We start from the raw sequence: 20,873 nt of genomic DNA, 5'->3' as shown, positions 1-20,873 counted from the left end.
ACCACTTGACGGGACGCTACCCGATATTGCGTTGATGAGCATGGCTCACCATCTCCGCCCCGAGGAAAGTTTAAATTTTCAATACATGTTTCGCAACTTCTCCATTAACATAAAAAGAAAAGAGGAAGAGCCTCCGCAGTGGAGGCTCTTCGTAATCCGCACAGTTGCCATAAAGGGCAACGGCGATACCAAAACGTTCAGAAAATCACCACAACCAACTATGTTGGCGGGGAATATAGAGTTAATTCGAAGATACCAAAAATGATAGTTTTGTCAATAACCTGTTTATTGCATGTTGTTGTTCTGTGATAATGTCATCCTGTAACTGTTCTGAGATAATGTCACTATGGGACAGAAGACATTGACATTGACCAGAGCAGAATTGAAAAAGGTACTTGTGGTGGAGAAGGACACATGACGAACATGGAAGGAGCAGCGGCACTCGGACTTATCGTACGACAAGGTCATTGGACTATCATTTTAAGCCGCAATTTGTTCATTGAAACGGCTCAGACGCTGTAACATGGAATGGGTTAGGAATCCTTTATTAATTGCCACAGTTCGACGGTAAATCAAAAACTAACCCATTCACACACAAAGAAACCCAAGACTTATTTTTTTGAGCAGATCTCCGGTTCAAGATGGGGAAGTCTTAAAACATATACAGAAAACTTAATTTTGTTGAGTTTCGCTTTATGAGAAAACGATGGATCGGTTCCATCGCTCGGATCATCCTAGCGGTTATAGCGGTTTTAAACGTAACCACTTTTTGAGGTAGACGACGGTATACTCAGAATTATTGTTGGTTTACCGTGGTTTTCCGGTTGACCAAGTAGACATGGTGGTCGAAATTCGAGGCCGATATGCCACTCATAATGATAAGGAATCCGATAAAACTCCATTCGTATGCCAACCTCTCAAAGACAACCTCGTTCCGCTTACGCTAAAATTACCCCCCTTCGCAAATTTTATATATTGGTTTATACCATTTAAGACAAGACAAGCGATCTATCGAGATCAAGATTTAGCCGCCTTCTCGAAGATCGCTTGTATCCAGTGACCACGCTTAGTCACAAAACTATTTTATCATAAATCGCAATTTCAGCGAATTTCCAGATGTATCTTCCTCATAATTTTCTGTGTCTTAACAAAGCTTATCGGGACCATAGATACTTTTCTGTGGATAAAATATTTGACCTGCCGCGCTACATGTGGTCCTAGGCGAAGTTCTCGTTAAAACCGGCACTTTGTCCTTTCAACCCCGATACCTTTGTCATTCAAATACCTGCAGACGCTGCGATGCATTCGTTGAAACATACATTCTACTCCGTAAAAGGCCTCCATCATTGAATGTGAGTGGAAATCTTTTCCGCCTCGCGTTTATTTGGCCCCGATACTTTGTTTATTCAACCCCGATACCTTTCTCGCAGTTAACTTGACCAGATATGAGTTACAAAATATAATTAAGTCATACCATACCTTTTCCTTCTTTTTCTCATTCCCACCAGACGGATGGGAACATTCTAACCCGAGCAAATAGATTAATTACTTCTGTATTTTGAATTTAAATTAATAAGTATAATAAATAAGTATAATAAATGGCCCATTTCAGGTAGAGACTCTCTCTTCTGCAGCTGAAATGGGTCTTTTTGCGTTCGAAAACAAATTGTACGCCGCCTTCCCCCTGTTAAGATGGCGGCTGAAAGGGGGGATCTCATTTCATCAACTATATTAAAAGGACAGGAGCAATGTATATATGAATCAACAAAATCAACTACTGACAATCGATGAAGCTAGGAAAATTCTGCGTGTGGGCCGCAACGTGATGTATGAATTGATCAAATCCGGTGGTGTCCCACATATTAAGATTGGGAAACAAATCAGGATTCCTTTAAAGGAGCTTGAAGAATGGATAAAAAAACAATTAATCGCCTAATCCGCCATATCAGTCACGGGCAAAATAATAGCAAGCGAATACACGCCGATACATACCGGCTGGATTCGCTTGCTAATGGTTGTCGTTAAAAAACATTAGCTGCGTCTTCCTAATGCCATGCTCATTGCTGTTACAGTCTTCTTATGTGTCTTATCGAATCGATGCGTGTATATTTTATTGGTCGTCCCAAGATCCGAATGACCTAAAGCTTCAGAGATTGCCTTCAAATCAACCCCCGCTTCATACAGAATACTGGCGAAGGTATGCCTTAAATCATGAAGCCTGATCTTAGGAAGGCCATTCCTTTCCAGGAACTTTTTAAACTGCTCCGTTACTGAGTTTACTCGGTAAGGCTTCCCGTTATCATGAACATAAACGTAGCCGCTATCTATGTATTCATCACCCAGCATACGTCTATGTTCATCCTGCTTGTTTTTCACCTTCAAAAGAACCTCCAACAGCTCATCCGTTATGAACAGCACCCTTCTGCTTTTCTCCGTCTTCGGAGTCTTCACAACTTCCTGACTGCCGGCGCTTGTACGAACCTCTTTAATATGAATGAGCCTTCCTTCAAGGTCAACGTTCTTCCATCGCAACCCGACAATTTCCTCGCGTCTCAAGCCCAAATAACCGGCTAAATATACCGGCAACTCTAACTTTGTATCCTTGGCCGCATCAAGCAATGTATTTAATTGCTCCTTGGTGTAGGATTGTCCAGTATAACGCTCTTTTTTGGGCAGCGTTACGGCGTCGGATACGTTCCGGTAAACGAACTGCTGCTTCAAACCATAATCCAATGACTTGCGAATACACGCATGATGCTTGTGTACAGTGTTTGGAGACAACCCCTTGTCATCCATCAAATGCTTGTAGTATTGTTGAACATGTACCGGCTGCAGTTTCTGTAGCTCGAAAGAACCGAGATAAGGAATCACGTGCTTATAGATAATGTTCTTATAAGCGTATGTGGTTGTTTCTTCACAGTTGTATTTCACATAATTCTCCATCCAATGTTCCAGAAATTCTGCAAAGGTCATTTTTGTGGTCTGAACGAGCAGGTTTCTCTGCCTGTTATACTCGAATTCATTCAGAAGCTTTCTAGCTTCTTCTTCGGACGAGGCAGTAGTATATTGCCTGATCCGTTTGCCTGAGCTGTCTCTACCGAAATCAAATGTTACCCTGTATTTTGTCCCGATTTTTGTTATATTACCGGCCACACTACCACCTCATCCCTTGATGTTCGTAGGGGAATCCCTTACCTCAAGAATATGGTAGCATCGTCGGAATCAAAAGTTAAGTGAACCGCTTGTAGTCCAATGGACTACAGAAAAGGCTCAAATCGATAAAGCAAAAATGGTTTGGACTACATTTGGACTACAATTTCAAGACATAGCAAAGCCCAGCCCTCATGCGGACTGGGTTTTCATGGTGGAGGCGAGGGGAGTATCTAACATCCTTATTGAACCTGCTCTCGAAGCAGATCCTGTCGAAGACAACCTTATCGGTAATGTTAGATGCCGTGCTCGTCCGCTTGATGCCTTTACTCCGAAGATCACTCAACCGCTCCCTGCGCGCGGACGACCCGCGGGGTTCTGCCTCCCCCTCCACGCACAACAAAAAACACCCTCTTCGGGTGTCTTTTGCTGTGTTATGGAGGCGAGGGGAGTCGAACCCCTGTCCGAAGATAACGCCACACAGGCTTCTACGGGTGTAGTCGCAGTTTTGATGTCACCCTACGGACTATCACCTGATTCCCTTCGGGTCAGTCTGGAAAATCAATGTGGAATAAGGATTATTCTATTCATCAATTGTCTAGTACAATTTTATTGAGAAGGTAAGCTTAGAGACTACTTAAAAATACTTGTCAACCAACTCTAATATTTTAAACTTATCTATAAAATAAACTGATCCCTTTAAACTCTTGGGTATTTTATGAAGGATCTTTTCTTTAGCATTTTCAGTGAATAAGCCACTTATTACAACATAAAAGCAACTTATATATCTCTCTTCCTCTGATCCTGGAATTCTGTATGGTATCATAAAAGAATCATCAAGTTGATTAATTATTTCATCTATTTGAGAATTAACTTTTCCACTTATGTTGCCAGCTTTAACTTGAACTGCATGATGAATTGCAATATTAAGCGGCGATATTTCTGAAAAGGTAAAATCCTTTCCAAATTCCTTTCGGCCATGATTTTTCCTGATGTCGATGTAACCCATTCTTCTTAATAAGGGAAAAACAATTCTATCACTAAAAACTAATTCGTTAGATTCATATTCCTTATCCCAAATAGGCTTACCCAGCAGAGATTCTGCAAAGTATGCAGACGAATTAACATCTTCTAATGAAGAATTTATTTGTTGTTCAATAGTTATATTTGAGGTGGTTTTTCTATTATAAACAATAAAAGGATCTTCACTTGAATCATAATCAGCCTCTTCAACCTTTAAATCACCATACAGTGGGTTTTCAGCCATTGTCTTAATAACAAGTGATGGGTTCCATTGGCTTTTCCAATACTCCTTTGGTAAATCACATATTAACCGAATGTATTTTTCGTCATTAACTTGATACACTGACACAAGCCAACATATTGAATTACGCCCCAAATCTTCTGTTTTAATATCTATTCGAATATTGGATGGAAAGTTAGAATTAACAAGCTCATAAAATTCATTTTGTTCATTGCAACTAACGTCAATCAAGTCATCGCTGTATGGAAAGAAATCTAATAGTGGCTTTCCTCTATACTCTACTTTTGTAGGCCACTTTCTATCATCTTCTTCAATAACCCACATACCATATATACCACCTGGCTTAATTTTTTTGAGTTCAAGTCATCTCTGATACCTTCTATTAACTCATTCACTGTATTCTTGAAAGCATACACTAAACACTGACGCCAATCACAACAGCTCGCTAACTCCAGCTAACGGGATCTTTCCTCCATATCCCCCCTCCAGCCTCATTCCTTTATTCTAGGAACTTTTTTATTTTTCACATGGGGAAAATAAGATTCAAAATATCTTCTTCACTAATAAACCTCATCACTTCGTTCCTTTCCTTGAAGGCATAGTTGTAAATCCGTTTTATCTAGACTCTTTTGTTCTTTCAGAATTGTTGAAACGGAATAGGTAGAACTAATGTAATCCAAAAATACATTCATAATTATCAACCAATACTTTGCGGATAGACGAATACTACGCAATTTTATTTTATCCCATTTAATTTTTCTAGTATGAGAACACTGAAGGCCTTTGTATCCTCATGTAACCCAAGCATCTGAGTTTACTCCTATTCGTTGTACTTAGGGGACTCTCGCATAGATTCTTTCTATCTGATATGGTGATTAAGAAAACCTTATTAGCTTGAGATCATTAACCCAACTCACATCTATCAAATTTTTCCAAATTAATTATACTTTATTAGTAATCACTTGTAAACGATAAATAATACTACTATTGAAGTTAATTAAATAATATGTTAGTCTTAATGCGTCAGAGGAATCTGCGGATTGAAAAAATAGCAGTATTATTTACATTTTGAAATACAAAAAAGCGACCTATCTCGGTCGCTTTTTTGTATTGATGGATGCAAGGGAAGTAACGATATCCTCGACGACGCAATGCATTTAATGTAGAATCGATGCCGTGCTCGTCCGCTTGATGCCTTATCCCCGAAGCTCACCCAACCGCTCCCTGCGCGCGGGACGAACCCCTGTCCTCTTCGGACAACGTCAGGTTCGACCTCTCGCCTCTCTCATAATGTGAAAGGGACACCTCTATCGAGATGTCCCTTTCACATTATGGAGGCGAGGGGAGTTGAACCCCTGTCCGAAGATAACGCCACACAGGCTTCTACGGGTGTAGTTGCAGATTTGATGTCACCCTAGGAGGCCCCCTGCAACTGGGTTCTCTTAAGGTCAGCCTGATTGTCTTCTTCCGTTAGCCCCAGGCGGAGACTAAGCGGCGTATCCCACTATAGTTGAGCCCCTAGCCCGGCACATGGGCGATGCAGAGTAGGAGCGTAGCGACTGCTTATTAGGCAGCCAGAGCTACAGGTTGATTGTTAGTTTTGCCGTTTAAATTTGGCTTACGCGTTTTATAGTGGACGCGAGCCCCACTACCCGCTACCCATGCTCGAACTACCCCCGTCGAATCCATAAACGCCCCCGTAATAAGGCCGATAGGATCGATGGTTCAACGTTCGGAATCACTACTCCCGGAACGTCTGCATCATCGAGATCATGAGCCTATAATAAGCCGTTCCAAGAACGGACTGATACCTTTAGTATACCATAAACCACCCTCATCTGCATGGGCGTTTCATGGAAAGCAAGGAGATCTCTGGCTTTGCTAAACCATTAGAGAACTCCGGCGAGACAGCATATCTATTAAGCATTAATCATAAGTGCTGATTGACACCTCACGCATCCAGTAAACGGGAATATGAGAGATAAGGTCTTAACGGGACAACCTTACACAAACCCACGAGATAACAGCGGTCCCAACACAACCACAAATTGCCTGGGAACTACTTAACGAGCAACCTTCTGCTTCTCCCGCAGCGCTCGTTGAATGTCGCGATTGGCGTCGCGTTTAGCGGCAGATTGACGCTTGTCGTACTGCTTCTTCCCTTTGCCCAGTCCGATTAGCAGCTTGGCATAGCCATTGCGCACGTAGACCTTCAAGGGAACGAGCGTATATCCTTCCTGCTTAACCGCGCCGATCAGCTTGTTGATCTCGGCTCGCTTAAGAAGCAGCTTCCGGGCCCTTGTAGGATCGGTCGGATTGAACCGGTTTCCCTGTTCGAATGGGCTTATATGCATATTGTGCACAAATGCTTCTCCATTACGAATCGTAGCGAAGCTGTCACTAATGTTGGCTCTGCCCCCGCGCAGAGATTTGATCTCTGTGCCGGTAAGCACCAGGCCGCATTCGTAAGTTTCCTCGATAAAGTAATCATGGGAAGCCTTCTTGTTCTGGGCGAGCGTCTTGCTCTCGCTATTCTTGCCCATAACAATCACTCCTTCATCTAACTAGGAGCTAATTGTACCAACTCCCGGGGCATAAATCAAGGGATCTCCCCGGGAGTTTTTCGTTATATCCGATCTTTCACTTCTTCCGCCGCCGCTTCTTCACGCCGGCGTAGAACGGCGCCGCCGCCTTGCGCTTCCGCCTCTTCGCGGCCCCTTCATCCCCGCCCTCCCGGCCGGGGACGAAGACGCCTGCGGCGCGGCTCTTGCGCGCGGCTCCCGCGCGGCCCGCTGCGGCGGCACCTTGGTCCCCCTCCCCCGGAGCGGGGACCAAGGCTTCGCCGGCCGCTTGGCGCTTGGCGCTTCGGCGGCCTGCGCCTTCCGCTCCCTTCTTGGAGCGGGCGGCGGGAGAGCCGCCGTTCCGGCCGCGCTTGGCGGCGCCGATCAGCTCGCGGGCCTCTCCCTTCGAGCTGCGGGCTATCGCTTCGACGAGCTCGAAGTCGATCGTATGCTCGTCGAGATTGACGCGAGCTACCCTCACCTTCACCTCATCCCCGATGCGGTAAATTCTCGAGGTCCGCTCTCCGATCAACAGATGCTGCATCTCGTGATAGTGATAATAATCATCAGCGAGATCGCTCAGGCGGATCAGCCCCTCCACCGTATTCTCCAGCTCGACGAACATTCCGAAGTTGGTGACGCTGCTGATGATGCCGGTGAACTCTTCTCCGACTTTATCGAGCATATACTCGGCCTTCTTCAGCGCATCGGTTTCCCGCTCCGCCTCGACCGCTAATCTCTCACGTTCCGAAGACTGACGAGCGATGTCCTCCATGCGGGAGGCCAAATATTCCGTCCGCTTCTCCGACAAATTCCCCTGCTCCAGCACCTCGCGAATGATGCGGTGGATAATCAGGTCCGGATAACGGCGGATCGGAGAAGTAAAGTGGGAATAGAACTCCGCCGACAAGCCGAAGTGCCCCAGGCTCTCGGCGTCATACCGGGCCTGCTTCATCGACCGGAGCAGCACGGTGCTGATGACCGTCTCCTCCTTCTTTCCCTTGATTTCCTCCAGCAGAGTTTGCAGCGCCCGGGGATGGACCGTATTCCCCTTGCCCTTGACGGTATACCCAAAATTTGTAACAAAACCCATAAAATGCATCAATTTTTCCGAATCCGGGTCTTCGTGAATCCGGTACAGAAACGGCACCTTCAACCAATGAAAATGCTCCGACACCGTCTCATTCGCTTTCAGCATGAACTCCTCGATGATTTGCTCGGCAATCGTCCGCTCCCTTTTGACAATATCCAGAGGCTTGCCGTTCTCATCGACAATGATCTTCGATTCCTGAAAGTCGAAATCGATGGCTCCCCGCTGCATGCGGTAAGCTCTGAGCTTAAGCGCCAGCTCTTCCATCAGCTTGAAATCGTCGACCAGATCTTTGAACCGTTCCAGCAGCTCGGGCTCTTCACCGGTCAAAATTTTGCGCACATTGTTATAAGTCATTCTCTCCGTAGTCCGGATGACACTGGTAAAGATGTCATGGTTAACGACTTTCCCCTTGGAGTCGATTTCCATCTCGCAAGACATCGTTAGACGGTCCACCTGCGGGTTCAAGCTGCAGATTCCATTGGACAGCCTGTGCGGCAGCATCGGGATGACCCGGTCCACCAGATACACGCTGCAGCCCCGATTGTACGCTTCCCGGTCGAGAGCGGAATTTTCCTTCACATAATAGCTGACATCGGCGATATGCACGCCCAACAAATAATTTCCGTTAGGAAGCCGTTCCACATTGACCGCATCGTCCAGATCCTTCGCGTCTTCGCCGTCGATCGTCACGATCCGCTTGTTCCTCAGGTCCCGCCGTCCGCGCAGTTCCTCTTCGCTGATCGTATCGGGCACCGCCTGGGCTTCCGCCATCACTTCGTCGCTGAACTGCTCCGGAAGCTGGAATTTGCGAATAATCGATAAAATGTCCACACCGGGGTCATTCTTATGTCCGAGAATTTCAATGACTTCCCCTTGGGCAGCCGCCCTTCCTTCCGGGTAGCTGATAATTCGGGCTACCACCTTCTGGCCGTGGACCGCGCCCATATATCCTTCCTTCGCCACGAAAATATCCCGGGAAATCCGCTTGTCATCCGGAATGACGAAAGCAAAGCTGTCGTGATCCTCAAAAACTCCGACCACCTGGGTGGTAGCCCGGTGAACGATTTTGATCACTTCGCCCTCGAGCCTTCCTCCCGCCGGACCCTTCACGGAAATTCGGACGAGAACGGTATCTCCATTCATGGCTCCGCCCATGTCGTTGGCATGAATGTATACATCGGCCAGATCTTTGTCTTCCGGAATCAGGAAGCCGAATCCTTTGGGATGCGCCTGCAGCCGGCCCTTGATCAAATTCAGGCGATCCGGCAGGGCGTACCGCTCGTTGCGGGTCCGGTATACCGTCCCTTCCTCCTCCATCCGGTTTAACATTTTCAGAAATTGTTTATAATCTTGCGAATCGCTAATTTCAAAATGCTGCTCCAATTCGCGATAAGTCATCGGACGATAGTCCGGATCATTCAGCAGCTTCAGTATTTCTTCTTCCGTTATCATTAGCATCTCCTTTAGTCATTTATAAAGTCCCGGTTTATGGCTTCCTACTTCAAAGTATTTACCCAAAGAACAGGGACTAATCCCCCTTACGCACATGAAATCCGTTAAAGGGCGAAAAAAACTTCTGCGTGAGTCAATTACTGGCGAGCGAAGCATTCAGAGACGTTGGCCATACCGTAAACTCGTCCACAAGCGCCCTTTCATCCTCCGCTAATGGAATGTCCATCTTATCGCCAACATATTAGCGTTTTATAATATTCCCTGAAGGGAATTTCCGTTCACACCGGGTTATGTATTCGGATCAAAGCCTCAGAAATACAAAAACAGCAGGAAAACTCCTGCTGCATTCGAATTCGCTCTTTATTTTACGAAATAACCGATCAACAAAGCAACAATGATAAAGCCCGCAGCCAAAACAGCCGTCAACCGGGACAAGAGAAGATCCAGCCCGCGAGCTTTCTGCTTACCGAACAGATGTTCCGCACCCCCGGAGATGGCACCTGACAAGCCTGCGCTTTTCCCTTTTTGAAGGAGCACAACGGCAATCAAGCCTAGCGAAAAGATAATCAAGATGATTTTCAATGCAACAACCATAATTCCACCTCCTAAGACAAGTTCCAGTGCAGCATCGTCCGTCAGCGTTGATTTGTTTCTCCATGAGAAATAAAGCCGAAACCGACACAGCAAACTTATTTTAACATACGCCGGCCCAAAATACAATTAATGTTTGTCCTAATCCCAAAACATTCCATGTCATTAATGGTAAACCATTCTAACCTTTGAAGGCCTTAAGCATTCATGGTTTTGCTTGAAGAAGTCGGCGGCATTTGCAGGCATTCTCCCCTAGAACAACTGGCTCTCGTTAGATGCTGTAACCGGTTTGGGTGCATTCTTGGGCCGGATGAAGGTCATCAGAGCTTTGACTGCGCACCATAAGGAGAATACGGTGAAAAATCCTGCCCACACGATCGCCGGAAGCGGCGTATGTTGGCTCAGCAGAGTGGCATCTCCCGCACTCATCGAATCCTCCCAGGCGTACAGAATCAAGGAGAACGAGCCGAATACAGAATCCTCCAGCATCAGGAAGGAAATGAGCAAATAATAGAAGCGGCCAAGCTTCCGGCCCCCCACCAGCAGGACGACGACGGTCAGCGCGATAAATCCGGCGAGCCACAGCATTCCGAACGAGTTGCGAACGAACAGGATCAGACTCAGTACGGCAATGCCGGTTATGATCGACAATGCGAGCTTCTGCTTGCCCTTGGCGTCCAGGGAGAACATAAACCAGGCAAACAACGAAGAAGTCGTATATCCGGCTAAAGCGACGGGAATGAAGGCCCAGGAATCCTTGACCGCCGACCGGGTTACTCCGCTGTGGTCGGAATACAGCTCAATATACAGCACCTTGCCGGACAGAACCAATGTCGTCAGGGCGTGCCCGAACTCGTGAATCAACGTATTCAAATTGCGGAAGAAGGATGAGAAGGGAATCCATTGGGTCAAAAAGGCGCTCACTATCAAAAAAAGTATCGTTACCAGCCATCTTCCCATCCGATCCCCTCCAGTATTTTTTCGGTCTAATGATGAATTACCACCTTACTACTTAACCTTGCACGGTAAATATGGTTGCCAATGAATCTTCCTTAGTATCAAGCTTTAGGTTAACCGCGACTCTTCCGAGCCACACTTCCGGTCCTTGTTATATTACGTTCCTCCGGACGTTAAGTTTCAGCGTCCTATTTTCGATTGGCCTCATAATAATCCCAATCTATAAGTTAGGCTATGCTGAATGATCTCAGCATAGCCCGTTTGTTTCGCCCTTAAAGCTGGGGCATCCCCTCATCTTCAAGCAGACGTATTATTTAAAGTTCTTCAGGTTGTAAAATGCTTGCTTGCCGCCATATTGGCTGACGCTGCCCAGTTGGTCCTCGATGCGGAGCAATTGGTTGTACTTCGCCACGCGGTCCGTACGGGAAGGTGCACCGGTCTTGATTTGGCCGGCATTGGTAGCTACGGCGATATCGGCAATCGTGCTGTCTTCGCTTTCCCCGGAACGGTGGGAGATAACGGCCGTGTAGCCGGCGCGCTTCGCCATTTCGATAGCATCGAAGGTCTCGGTCAGCGTACCGATTTGGTTTACTTTAACCAGGATCGAGTTGCCTACGCCCTTCTCGATTCCATCGGACAGACGGCTCGTGTTCGTAACGAACAGATCGTCTCCGACGAGCTGAACTTTGCCTCCCAGTTTGTCGGTCAGCAGCTTCCAGCCATCCCAATCGTCCTCTGCGCAGCCGTCTTCGATCGTGGTGATCGGATATTTTTCTACCCAGGAAGCAAGGAAATCAACGAACTCTGCGGAAGTGAAGGATTTGCCTTCGCCCTCCAGATGATACTTGCCATCCTTGAAGAATTCGGTGGAAGCAACGTCCATTCCGAGGAATACGTCTACTCCCGGCTTATAGCCTGCACGCTCGATAGCGGAAATAATCGTCGTAATCGCTTCTTCGTTGGAAGCCAGGTTAGGAGCGAAGCCGCCTTCGTCACCGACAGCGGTGTTCAACCCTTTTTCCTTGAGTACGGACTTCAAGCTGTGGAAAATTTCCGTTCCGATCCGCAGAGCTTCCTTGAAGGAAGGAGCACCGACCGGAAGAACCATGAATTCCTGCACGTCCACGTTGTTGTCTGCATGGGCTCCGCCGTTCAGAATGTTCATCATCGGAACAGGCAAGGTCTTAGCGTTGAAGCCGCCAAGATAGGTGTACAGAGGAACATCCAGCGCTTCCGCAGCCGCACGGGCAACCGCCATCGAAACGGCCAGAATGGCGTTGGCTCCCAGCTTCGCTTTGTTCGGGGTGCCGTCCAGCTCGATCATTTTCTTGTCGATAGCGACTTGGTCAATAGCATCCAGACCGATAATTTCCGGAGCGATGATTGAATTTACGTTATCGACCGCTTTTTGAACCCCTTTGCCCAAATAACGGGACTTGTCACCGTCGCGAAGCTCTACCGCTTCATAAGCTCCGGTAGAAGCTCCCGAAGGAACGATCGCGCGCCCCCTGGCTCCGGATTCCAAAGCAACTTCCACTTCTACGGTCGGATTTCCGCGGGAATCCAACACTTCGCGGGCGTATACATCTGCAATAATAGTCATTTCGTCAGCTCTCCTTTGTCATATTCTATCCGATCATATCATCAGATTAAGACACTCGTCCATATGCGGGGACTCTAACCAGGCCGAACATCATCTTCGTTCGATTTCCTGTGTTAGCTTCGCCCGGACGAAATTACTTACTCACGATCAGAGTTTGGCCGGTCATCTGCTCAGGCTGCTCCAGATTGAGCAAGCTCAGCATTGTCGGGGCGATATCGGCCAGAATCCCGCCTTCCCTGAGGGAAACGTTGTTGTCCGTCACGATAAAAGGCACAGGATTGGTCGTATGGGCCGTAAACGGACGGTCCTGCTCATCGCGGACAATATCCGCGTTGCCGTGGTCGGCTGTGATGACGGCCGTTCCGCCTTTGGCCAGGATGGCCTCCACGAGCTTGCCGAGGCACTCATCCACCGCTTCGACCGCACGAACGGTCGGCTCCACCAGACCGGAATGGCCTACCATATCCGGATTGGCGAAATTGAGAATAATGACATCATGCTTGCCGGACTCAATCTCGCGGAGGGTCGATTCGGTCAATTCGTAAGCGCTCATCTCCGGCTTCAAATCGTAGGTGGCCACTTTCGGAGAGTCGATCAGAACTCTCGTTTCACCCGGCAGCTCTACATCCCGGCCGCCGCTGAAGAAGAAGGTGACGTGCGGATATTTTTCCGTCTCGGCGGTCCTCAGCTGGGTCAGGCCGTTCTGCGCGAGCACTTCTCCGAGCGTATTATCCAGATCCTTCGGCTTGTAGGCGACGAATCCTCCAACCGTTTCACTGAACAGCGTCATACAGACGAAGTGCAGATTGGTTGGGAAATGCTCTCCGCGGTCGAAGGAACGGAAATCACTGTTCGTGAATACCTGGGACAGCTGAATCGCACGGTCCGGACGGAAGTTGAAGAAAATGACGGAATCCTCCGACTCCACCCGGCCCGCCGGTTCGCCGTTCTCATCAACGATAACCGTCGGCAGGACGAACTCGTCATAGACGGATTGCTCATAGGATTGCACGATCGCTTCGATCGGATCGCGGAATTTCGGGCCTTCGCCGTATACCATGGCGCGGTACGATTTCTCTACCCGGTCCCAGCGCTTGTCACGGTCCATGGCATAGTATCTGCCCTGAACGGTAGCAACCCGGCCGACTCCGATTTCCTCGATCTTGCTCAACAATTGCTCCATATAGGTCTTGGCGCTATCCGGTGCCACATCCCGGCCGTCCAGGAACGCATGAATATAAACATCCTGAACGCCTTCCTTCTTGCACAGCTCCAGCAAGGCATACAAATGATCAATATGGCTATGTACGCCGCCATCCGATAGCAAGCCGTACAGATGAACCTTCTTGTTGTTCTGCTTCGCGTGAAGGATAGCCTCCTGCAGCACCTCGTTGCTGTAGAACTCCCCTTCACGAATCGACTTCGAGATGCGGGTCAGGTCCTGATAGACGATCCGGCCGGCACCGATGTTCAGATGGCCTACCTCGGAGTTGCCCATCTGCCCTTCCGGCAGTCCGACGGCCTCTCCGCATGCGGTCAGAGTCGTGTGAGGATATTGCTGCCAGTAACGGTCGTAATTAGGCTTGTTGGCTTGAGCGACAGCATTGCCCTGGACCTCTTCGCGAAGGCCGAATCCATCCAGAATAATAAGCGCCAACGGTTTCGGTCTGGACATCGCTTATCGAGCTCCTTCCACTAGTTGGATGTAGGAATCCGGCTCCAGGCTGGCTCCGCCCACGAGAGCTCCGTCAATATCGGACATCTGCATATACTCGCGGATGTTCCCCGGCTTCACGCTTCCGCCGTATTGAATGCGGATCGCTTCCGCCGTTGCCGCATCGAATTGCTCCTGAACCAACTGGCGAATGTAGCTGATGACGTCATTGGCGTCTTCCGCCGTGGACGATTTGCCCGTACCGATCGCCCAAATAGGCTCATAGGCAATGACTACCTGAGCAGCCTGCTCGGCAGTCAGGCCTTGCAAAGCTCCGGCCGTTTGAGTCTTGCATACTTCCTTCGTGCGGCCGGCTTCTCTTTCCTCCAGCTTCTCGCCCACGCATACGATCGGGGTCAAGCCATATTTAAAAGCGGCATGCACCTTCTTGTTGACGGTTTCGTCCGTTTCAGCGAAATAAGCGCGGCGCTCGGAATGCCCGATGATGACATACTGCACCCCGGTCTCCTGCAGCATCGGTCCGCTGATTTCCCCGGTGTAAGCTCCGCTTTCTTCCCAGTGAAGGTTCTGTGCCCCAACCTTGATCGACGTTCCCTGAAGCGCATCAACTAGCGCGGCCAGTTGGGTATAGGGAGCGCAAATGACGGCTTCTACCCCGTCCACTTCCGCCTTGCCTTTCACTTGAGAGGCAAACTCGCGGGCTTCCTTGACCGTTTTGAACATTTTCCAGTTCCCGGCGATAATTGGTTTTCTCATTTTCATCCGCTCCTTTCAGGCTAGATTATTTATCGTTAAGAGCGACTACGCCCGGCAGTGCTTTCCCTTCCATGAACTCCAGAGAAGCGCCTCCGCCTGTAGAGATATGATCCATCCGGTCGGCCAGGTTGAACTTCTCGGCAGCCGCTGCGGAATCTCCGCCCCCGATAATGGTGTAAGCTTCCGTCTCCGCACAAGCTTCGCCTACCGCGAGGGTGCCTTTGGAGAACGGCTCGATCTCGAACACGCCCATCGGCCCGTTCCATACGACCAGCTTGGATTTTTTAATAACGTCGGCGTAGATTTCTCGCGTTTTCGGTCCGATGTCGATTCCTTCCCAATCCGCAGGAATTTGATCGATGCCGACCACCTTCGTGTTGGCATTCTCGCTGAAATCGTCCGTCACGACAATATCAACCGGCAGCAGGAAATTAACTCCCTTCTCCTTCGCCTTCTTGATAAAGTCCAGAGCCAAATCTAGCTTCTCGTTGTCGACCAGCGATTTGCCGATTTCATGGCCCTGAGCCTTGATGAACGTGTAGGACAAGCCGCCCCCGATAATCAGATTATCCGCGAGGTTAAGCAGATTGTCGATGACATCGATTTTGTCCTTAACCTTGGCTCCTCCGATGATCGCTGTAAACGGACGGTCCGGATTGTTCAGCGCCTTGCCCAGCACCTCCAGCTCCTTCTCCATCAGCAGGCCGGATACGGCAGGGAGATGATGCGCGATGCCTTCCGTCGAAGCATGAGCCCGGTGAGCGGCACCGAAAGCGTCGTTCACATACAGATCGGCAAGCGATGCGAACGCCTTCGCCAATTCGGGATCATTCTTCTCTTCTCCGGGATAGAAGCGGACATTCTCCAGAAGGAGAACGTCTCCTTCCTTCAGCTCGGCTGCCATGGCTTGAACTTTCTCGCCAATAGCCTCGTCGGCTTTGGCCACCGGCTTGCCCAACAGCTCGGACAGACGCTGTGCCGCCGGGGTCAGACGCAGCTCCTCGACAACCTGTCCCTTGGGACGGCCCAGATGGCTGGCCAGAATAACCTTCGCGCCGTTATCGATCAAATAACGGATGGTGGGTAAAGTTTCGCGAATCCGGGTATCGTCGGTAATTTCACCGTTCTGGAGCGGCACATTAAAATCTACACGGACAAAAACCCTTTTCCCTTTGACATCTATATCACGGACGCTTTTCTTGTTCAAGGGAGTCCCTCCTTCTCACATTCGTTTCGGTTTACATTCAAAATTAGAGGAGAATGATTATTCTCCTCTAATTTGTTAGCTTCTTATTACAGGCCTTTAGCTGCGATGTAAATAGCAAGATCGACTACGCGGTTCGAATAGCCCCACTCGTTGTCGTACCAGGAAACGACTTTAACCATGTTGTCTCCAACTACCATAGTGGACAGTGCGTCGATAGTGGAGGAAGCCGGATCTCCGTTGAAGTCGCTGGATACAAGCGGCTCTTCCGTGTAGTTCATGATACCTTTCAGCGGGCCTTCGGCAGCCGCTCTCAATGCTGCGTTTACTTCGTCTACAGTTACGTTCGTTTTCAATTCAGCGACAAGGTCGGTAACCGATACGTTCGGAGTAGGTACGCGGAAAGCCATTCCGTTCAGCTTGCCCTTAAGCTCGGGCAGAACAAGGGAAACCGCTTTGGCTGCTCCAGTAGTGGAAGGAATGATGTTCTCGGCGGCAGCGCGGGAACGACGAGCGTCCTTATGCGGCAGATCCAGTACGTTCTGGTCGTTCGTGTAGGAGTGAACCGTCGTCATCATTCCTTTGACAATACCGAACTTGTCGTTCAATACTTTGGCGAAAGGAGCCAGACAGTTGGTCGTACAGGATGCGTTGGAGATGATGTTGTGCTGGGCCGGATCATACTTGTCTTCGTTAACGCCCATAACGATCGTGATGTCTTCGTTAGTAGCCGGAGCGGAGATGATAACCTTCTTGGCTCCGCCTTTCATATGAGCTTCAGCTTTCTCTTTGGCGGTGAAAATACCCGTCGACTCAACGACGATTTCTACGCCAAGGCTGCCCCAAGGCAGGTTGCCCGGATCACGCTCTGCGAATACTTTAACTTCTTTACCGTTAACAATGATGCTGCCTTCTCCCGCTTCTACAGATCCTTCGAATCTGCCATGAGTGGTATCATATTTGAGCAGATGAGCAAGCATCTTCACGTCTGTCAAATCGTTAATGGCTACGATCTCGACTTCCGGGTTGTTAAACGCTGCGCGGAAAACGTTGCGGCCAATCCGTCCAAAACCGTTAATCCCTACTTTTACCATGGTGTGTTTCCTCCTCATTCTTGTGCTTAATATATATCTCAAGACGAACCGGATAAGGCCCGTCAAGATCACTTGGTTATCCTTTTTCTATCAAAAAACTGGCTTCACTGAAGATGATTCATCATTTCCGTAGCCGCAGCCTCGTCGATGACGAGAACATGCTCCTTGCCGTACTTGAGCACCGAAGCTATACTTTCGCCCTTGCTCCTGCCGCCGGCGACAGCAATCACCTTCGTATTCTGCAAATCTTCCAGCCGGAGTCCCGCGGTAGGCATCTTGTGCACCACCCGGCCTTCCCGGTCGAAATAGTAGCCGAATGCTTCCGCCAGAGCGCCGTCCGCCAGCAGACGATCGATCGTATTCCTGTCCAGCTTGCGTCTCTTGGCCATAACAATAGCTTCTCCGATTCCGTGAACGACAATCCGGGTATCCCGGATGACCTCAATAATCTCGCGGATATTCGGGTCCTGAATCAGAGACTGATAGGCTTCCTCCCCGAGATGATCGGGAACGTGCAGCAGCCGGTACTGGCCTCCGGTTTTCTTGGCCATAATAGATGCGATCGTGTTGGCCTGCAGCTCCACGCTCTCCCCGAGGCCTCCCCTGGCCGGCACGAACAGGCTGCCCTTAAGCGGAGTCGTAGGAGTCAGGTGATTGGCTACCTCATGCATCGTGGAACCGCCGGTCACGGCGATCACGCCGGCTTCCTGGGCCATCTTGCGCAGTGCCGAAGCCCCGGCCCGGCCCAATTCCTTCTTCGTGGAAGGAGACTGATCGGAATCACCGGGAACGATGATGACCTTCTCCAATCCGAACGCATCCCGGATCTGCTTCTCCATGTCGGATAAGCCGAACAGCTCTTTAATCATCGGCTCCAGCTGCTCCAACAGCTTCTGGCCCGCCTCACTAACCCTCATGCCGTAGCTTTCCACTTCCAGCAAGCCCTGGGTCTTCAGAAACTCGACCTCGCCCCTTAACACGCGCTCAGTCATATTCAGGGAAGAAGCGAGCGTTCGGCGGCCTACCAGACGAGATACCTGAATGTGATGCAGGATGGTGTATCTTTTTTTCAACATTTCGATCATGTCGGGCATCAACTGCTTTTGAATTTCCAGAATGGCCCTCATGGCTTATATCACTCCCGCCAATCTTAGGATTCCACGCTTTGGCAACCATGGACGCGAAATGTCCCGCATACACATTTTCAGTCCCATATACTCATAAAAAAAAGAACTTTATGGACACATTGTATCCAATTTTCATAAAATTTGCAAGAAGGGGATGCCCTAAAAAATAACCGCACAAAGTGACACATGCCCTTCGAAGCCTATTCCGTCGCACCATGGCCGGGTCGCATTTTTTTATTTCCGCAAAATCTTCTCCATCGCTTTTCTCTTTGCCAACTCATCAATTAGCTTATCCAAATAACGAATTTCAACGGGCCATTCCAGGGAACTCCATGCCACCGAACACCCTCCCCACTTATGTAAAATGGAACCCTCTCCCTTTCATTAATCGCCGGGATATAAAAAAAGAAAGTTCACTGAGACATCTCAATGAACTTTCTCCTACTCTATATTAATCAGGCATCGAAGGCATCGAAGTTTTGGTCGGCTGTGCGTATCCTTCCTGATAGGCCTTATCGATTACTTGACGAATGTCTTTGTCCGTCATTCCTTGTTCCTTCATTTGGGCGGACACCTCCGCAATTTCAATACACACGTTGCACCGGGTGCCATGATCATCCCAGACCACCGAACCGTCTTCACGGACTTCCTTAATGAAGCAGTTTTTATTGTTGCTATGTCCGGCCACCTCTCCGCAGCCGCAGTAGCAAGGAATCCAATCGAGAAGCTCCATATTCGCGGCAGCCGTTTGGTACGCATGGACAATCACCTCATGCTTGCCATCCAGAAAGGCGGGCAGTTGATCGGTCGATGCCGTTATTTCCTGAAGGTCTCCGTTCGGCAGACGGGTCACCTTATGGGATTCGTGCCCTCCCGAGTTGGCCTCCTTCGCGCCGCAGGCGGTTGCCAGCATGGAAGCAAGCAGCAGCAAAGCCATCGGAAAAATCCAGCGAGTCCGCACAAGCCGGCGATTTCTCATATTATCGCCTCCTTAGTAAATTAGTCTAAAGACAGCCTCTGTCCATCAAACAAAATCCATTATACAATGAGTAGTGTCACTTTTGCTAGTTGCGTCCTATTCTGATAAGAACAAGCTATTTAAGTAATTGCTATCCTTACAGACTCCCTCCGAATAGCGCATTTCTACTCATAAGACGCCAGGAATTCAGGACAAGCGATAGCGGCAAGGCTTGATTTATACAGCTAGTTTGCTCCTCAAGAGCGAACAACGGAAACTACCTTGAAAATCCGTCTATTTTACCGTCTGCAGGCATCGTTGCAAGCGGAGCGGCACGTCTAACTGTATTTTGTACAGGTAGATTCAAGCGAATGGGCGAAAATGATCAAACTAACTGGATAAACTACAGTTAAAATGGGCAACTTTGGGCGAAACGGCTGTTTTGGCGCAAACTAACTGTAGGTTTTCCAGTTAGTTTCCATATTTCTTCCGAATATAGAAATCTAACTGTATGAAATCCATTTAGTTTTCAAATTTCACACTATTGAAGCAATTCAACTCTATTCTACCTTGAAAATCCATCCATTTTCATCATCTGATGGTGTCGCGGTCAGCGGCATGAGGGTCTAAAAATTCCTGTTGGTGCTAAGAAATAGCCTTTGAATGAAAAGGAGCGCCTCTGGTACGATGGGGGTATCACGGGGTCAGGCGGACTCTTTCAAGTGATCAATGTTTAAGTTAAACTGTAGTTGGGTCACTATAAATCCTCCTCATGCTCATGTATTTCGTGGTTGAAAACATTGTACCATGAGGGATTCTAGTGACCTCTTTCTTTTTACACAATTATAAGGACATAACTTGCAAAATGGGCAGTATCAACAAAAATATCCCATTCTAACTACATATTTTCCAGTTAGTTCCGTTCATTTTGGCTATTCGCTTCAAACTAACTGCATAAAATACAGTTTGCTCCCCATGTCGCTGACAGAGCTTACACGCTCAAGACTGCTCAAGTCCCAAAAATCAACGTCGTACTATCCCCGGCATGCACTTAATCAGGCGCTTCTCTATCTCCAAGGAGAGTACATTACACATTCAGTGGACTTTGTGCAGCAGCAACCCCTAATCGCGCAAAATTTGCCACTTGATTTTTTTATGGCAGTATCATATAATTACTTTTGCTTGTCAATTACGATTGTAAAATCATAAGCGCCCGTGGTCCAATGGATATGACGTAGGCCTCCGGAGCCTGAGATCGAGGTTCGATTCCTCGCGGGCGCGCCATTTTATCATTTGAAAGCTAAACACCTTGAACAAGGTGCTTTTTTTATGTCACAGTTTGACCTTTCTTGACCTTTGATAAAATATTAGGTATTATGTATTTAGGT

At 48.5% G+C, this 20,873-nt stretch carries 14 protein-coding genes, 1 tRNA gene, 1 other RNA gene and 1 pseudogene; 2 read left to right on the top strand and 15 right to left on the bottom strand.

Features of this window, described 5'->3' with window-relative positions:
* The first annotated feature begins 1,756 nt into the window (after nt 1–1,756).
* A complete protein-coding gene (locus tag ACTHRH_RS18960) occupies nt 1,757–1,936 on the top strand; it encodes a helix-turn-helix domain-containing protein (RefSeq protein ID WP_440417017.1) in 180 nt (59 codons plus the stop codon).
* Between the two features lie 95 nt (nt 1,937–2,031).
* On the opposite strand, the gene ACTHRH_RS18955 is transcribed toward ACTHRH_RS18960, so the two are convergent.
* From ACTHRH_RS18955 to ACTHRH_RS18885, 15 genes and pseudogenes are all read right to left on the bottom strand, one after another.
* The gene (locus tag ACTHRH_RS18955) at nt 2,032–3,153 is read right to left on the bottom strand and encodes a site-specific integrase (protein WP_085279127.1); all 1,122 of its coding nucleotides are present in this window, start codon (nt 3,151–3,153) and stop codon (nt 2,032–2,034) included.
* Between the two features lie 634 nt (nt 3,154–3,787).
* Nucleotides 3,788–4,738 (bottom strand): hypothetical protein, encoded by a 951-nt coding sequence (locus tag ACTHRH_RS18950; protein ID WP_440417014.1) that lies wholly within the window; start codon nt 4,736–4,738, stop codon nt 3,788–3,790.
* Between the two features lie 1,005 nt (nt 4,739–5,743).
* Nucleotides 5,744–6,113: a transfer-messenger RNA gene (ssrA, locus tag ACTHRH_RS18945) on the bottom strand.
* A gap of 364 nt (nt 6,114–6,477) precedes the next feature.
* A complete protein-coding gene (gene smpB, locus ACTHRH_RS18940; protein WP_144938367.1) occupies nt 6,478–6,957 on the bottom strand; it encodes an SsrA-binding protein SmpB in 480 nt (159 codons plus the stop codon).
* Between the two features lie 97 nt (nt 6,958–7,054).
* A complete protein-coding gene (gene rnr, locus ACTHRH_RS18935) occupies nt 7,055–9,520 on the bottom strand; it encodes a ribonuclease R (protein WP_440417012.1) in 2,466 nt (821 codons plus the stop codon).
* Nucleotides 9,521–9,880: 360 nt separating this feature from the next.
* Nucleotides 9,881–10,114 carry a preprotein translocase subunit SecG gene (secG, locus tag ACTHRH_RS18930; RefSeq protein WP_144938361.1) on the bottom strand — a complete coding sequence of 78 codons (234 nt, stop codon included), beginning with the start codon at nt 10,112–10,114 and terminating at the stop codon, nt 9,881–9,883.
* Between the two features lie 249 nt (nt 10,115–10,363).
* Nucleotides 10,364–11,071, bottom strand: coding sequence for a M50 family metallopeptidase (locus tag ACTHRH_RS18925; RefSeq protein ID WP_150960609.1), 708 nt, complete (start codon nt 11,069–11,071; stop codon nt 10,364–10,366).
* Nucleotides 11,072–11,378: 307 nt separating this feature from the next.
* Nucleotides 11,379–12,671, bottom strand: coding sequence for a phosphopyruvate hydratase (eno, locus tag ACTHRH_RS18920; protein ID WP_440417009.1), 1,293 nt, complete (start codon nt 12,669–12,671; stop codon nt 11,379–11,381).
* A gap of 133 nt (nt 12,672–12,804) precedes the next feature.
* A complete protein-coding gene (gpmI, locus tag ACTHRH_RS18915) occupies nt 12,805–14,346 on the bottom strand; it encodes a 2,3-bisphosphoglycerate-independent phosphoglycerate mutase (protein ID WP_144938352.1) in 1,542 nt (513 codons plus the stop codon).
* Between the two features lie 3 nt (nt 14,347–14,349).
* Complete coding sequence (gene tpiA, locus ACTHRH_RS18910; protein ID WP_144938349.1) at nt 14,350–15,102, bottom strand: triose-phosphate isomerase; 753 nt, start codon at nt 15,100–15,102, stop codon at nt 14,350–14,352.
* Between the two features lie 25 nt (nt 15,103–15,127).
* Nucleotides 15,128–16,309 carry a phosphoglycerate kinase gene (locus ACTHRH_RS18905; protein ID WP_144938346.1) on the bottom strand — a complete coding sequence of 394 codons (1,182 nt, stop codon included), beginning with the start codon at nt 16,307–16,309 and terminating at the stop codon, nt 15,128–15,130.
* An 86-nt stretch (nt 16,310–16,395) separates the two neighbouring features.
* Nucleotides 16,396–17,400: a type I glyceraldehyde-3-phosphate dehydrogenase gene (gap, locus tag ACTHRH_RS18900; RefSeq protein WP_144938343.1), complete on the bottom strand. Its 1,005-nt coding sequence runs from the start codon at nt 17,398–17,400 to the stop codon at nt 16,396–16,398.
* 104 nt (nt 17,401–17,504) lie between these two features.
* Nucleotides 17,505–18,527 (bottom strand): sugar-binding transcriptional regulator, encoded by a 1,023-nt coding sequence (locus ACTHRH_RS18895; protein WP_144938340.1) that lies wholly within the window; start codon nt 18,525–18,527, stop codon nt 17,505–17,507.
* A gap of 234 nt (nt 18,528–18,761) precedes the next feature.
* Nucleotides 18,762–18,842, bottom strand: a pseudogene (locus ACTHRH_RS18890) (DUF2200 family protein); the annotation flags it as partial.
* Nucleotides 18,843–18,978: 136 nt separating this feature from the next.
* Entirely contained in the window at nt 18,979–19,506 is a 528-nt protein-coding gene (locus tag ACTHRH_RS18885) for a PCYCGC motif-containing (lipo)protein (RefSeq protein WP_440417006.1), read from the bottom strand.
* A 1,188-nt stretch (nt 19,507–20,694) separates the two neighbouring features.
* On the opposite strand from ACTHRH_RS18885, the gene ACTHRH_RS18880 reads away from it, so the two are divergent.
* A tRNA-Arg gene (locus tag ACTHRH_RS18880) sits at nt 20,695–20,769 on the top strand.
* Nucleotides 20,770–20,873 lie beyond the last annotated feature (104 nt).

The sequence above is a fragment of the Paenibacillus sp. SAFN-117 genome, assembly GCF_051966115.1.
GTDB classification, from domain to species: Bacteria; Bacillota; Bacilli; order Paenibacillales; family NBRC-103111; genus Paenibacillus_L; species Paenibacillus_L residui.
Note: the sequence above shows the minus strand (reverse complement) of the source record. Positions and strands in the feature narration are given on the sequence as shown.

Bases quoted from the DNA above. Each gene is read 5' to 3' on its own strand.
- tpiA (WP_144938349.1), bottom strand. From the start codon at position 15,102: ATGAGAAAACCAATTATCGCCGGGAACTGGAAAATGTTCAAAACGGTC.
- smpB (WP_144938367.1), bottom strand. From the start codon at position 6,957: ATGGGCAAGAATAGCGAGAGCAAGACGCTCGCCCAGAACAAGAAGGCT.
- ACTHRH_RS18950 (WP_440417014.1), bottom strand. From the start codon at position 4,738: ATGTGGGTTATTGAAGAAGATGATAGAAAGTGGCCTACAAAAGTAGAG.
- ACTHRH_RS18960 (WP_440417017.1), top strand. From the start codon at position 1,757: ATGAATCAACAAAATCAACTACTGACAATCGATGAAGCTAGGAAAATT.
- eno (WP_440417009.1), bottom strand. From the start codon at position 12,671: ATGACTATTATTGCAGATGTATACGCCCGCGAAGTGTTGGATTCCCGC.
- gap (WP_144938343.1), bottom strand. From the start codon at position 17,400: ATGGTAAAAGTAGGGATTAACGGTTTTGGACGGATTGGCCGCAACGTT.
- ACTHRH_RS18895 (WP_144938340.1), bottom strand. From the start codon at position 18,527: ATGAGGGCCATTCTGGAAATTCAAAAGCAGTTGATGCCCGACATGATC.
- ACTHRH_RS18925 (WP_150960609.1), bottom strand. From the start codon at position 11,071: ATGGGAAGATGGCTGGTAACGATACTTTTTTTGATAGTGAGCGCCTTT.
- gpmI (WP_144938352.1), bottom strand. From the start codon at position 14,346: ATGTCCAGACCGAAACCGTTGGCGCTTATTATTCTGGATGGATTCGGC.
- secG (WP_144938361.1), bottom strand. From the start codon at position 10,114: ATGGTTGTTGCATTGAAAATCATCTTGATTATCTTTTCGCTAGGCTTG.
- rnr (WP_440417012.1), bottom strand. From the start codon at position 9,520: ATGATAACGGAAGAAGAAATACTGAAGCTGCTGAATGATCCGGACTAT.
- ACTHRH_RS18885 (WP_440417006.1), bottom strand. From the start codon at position 19,506: ATGAGAAATCGCCGGCTTGTGCGGACTCGCTGGATTTTTCCGATGGCT.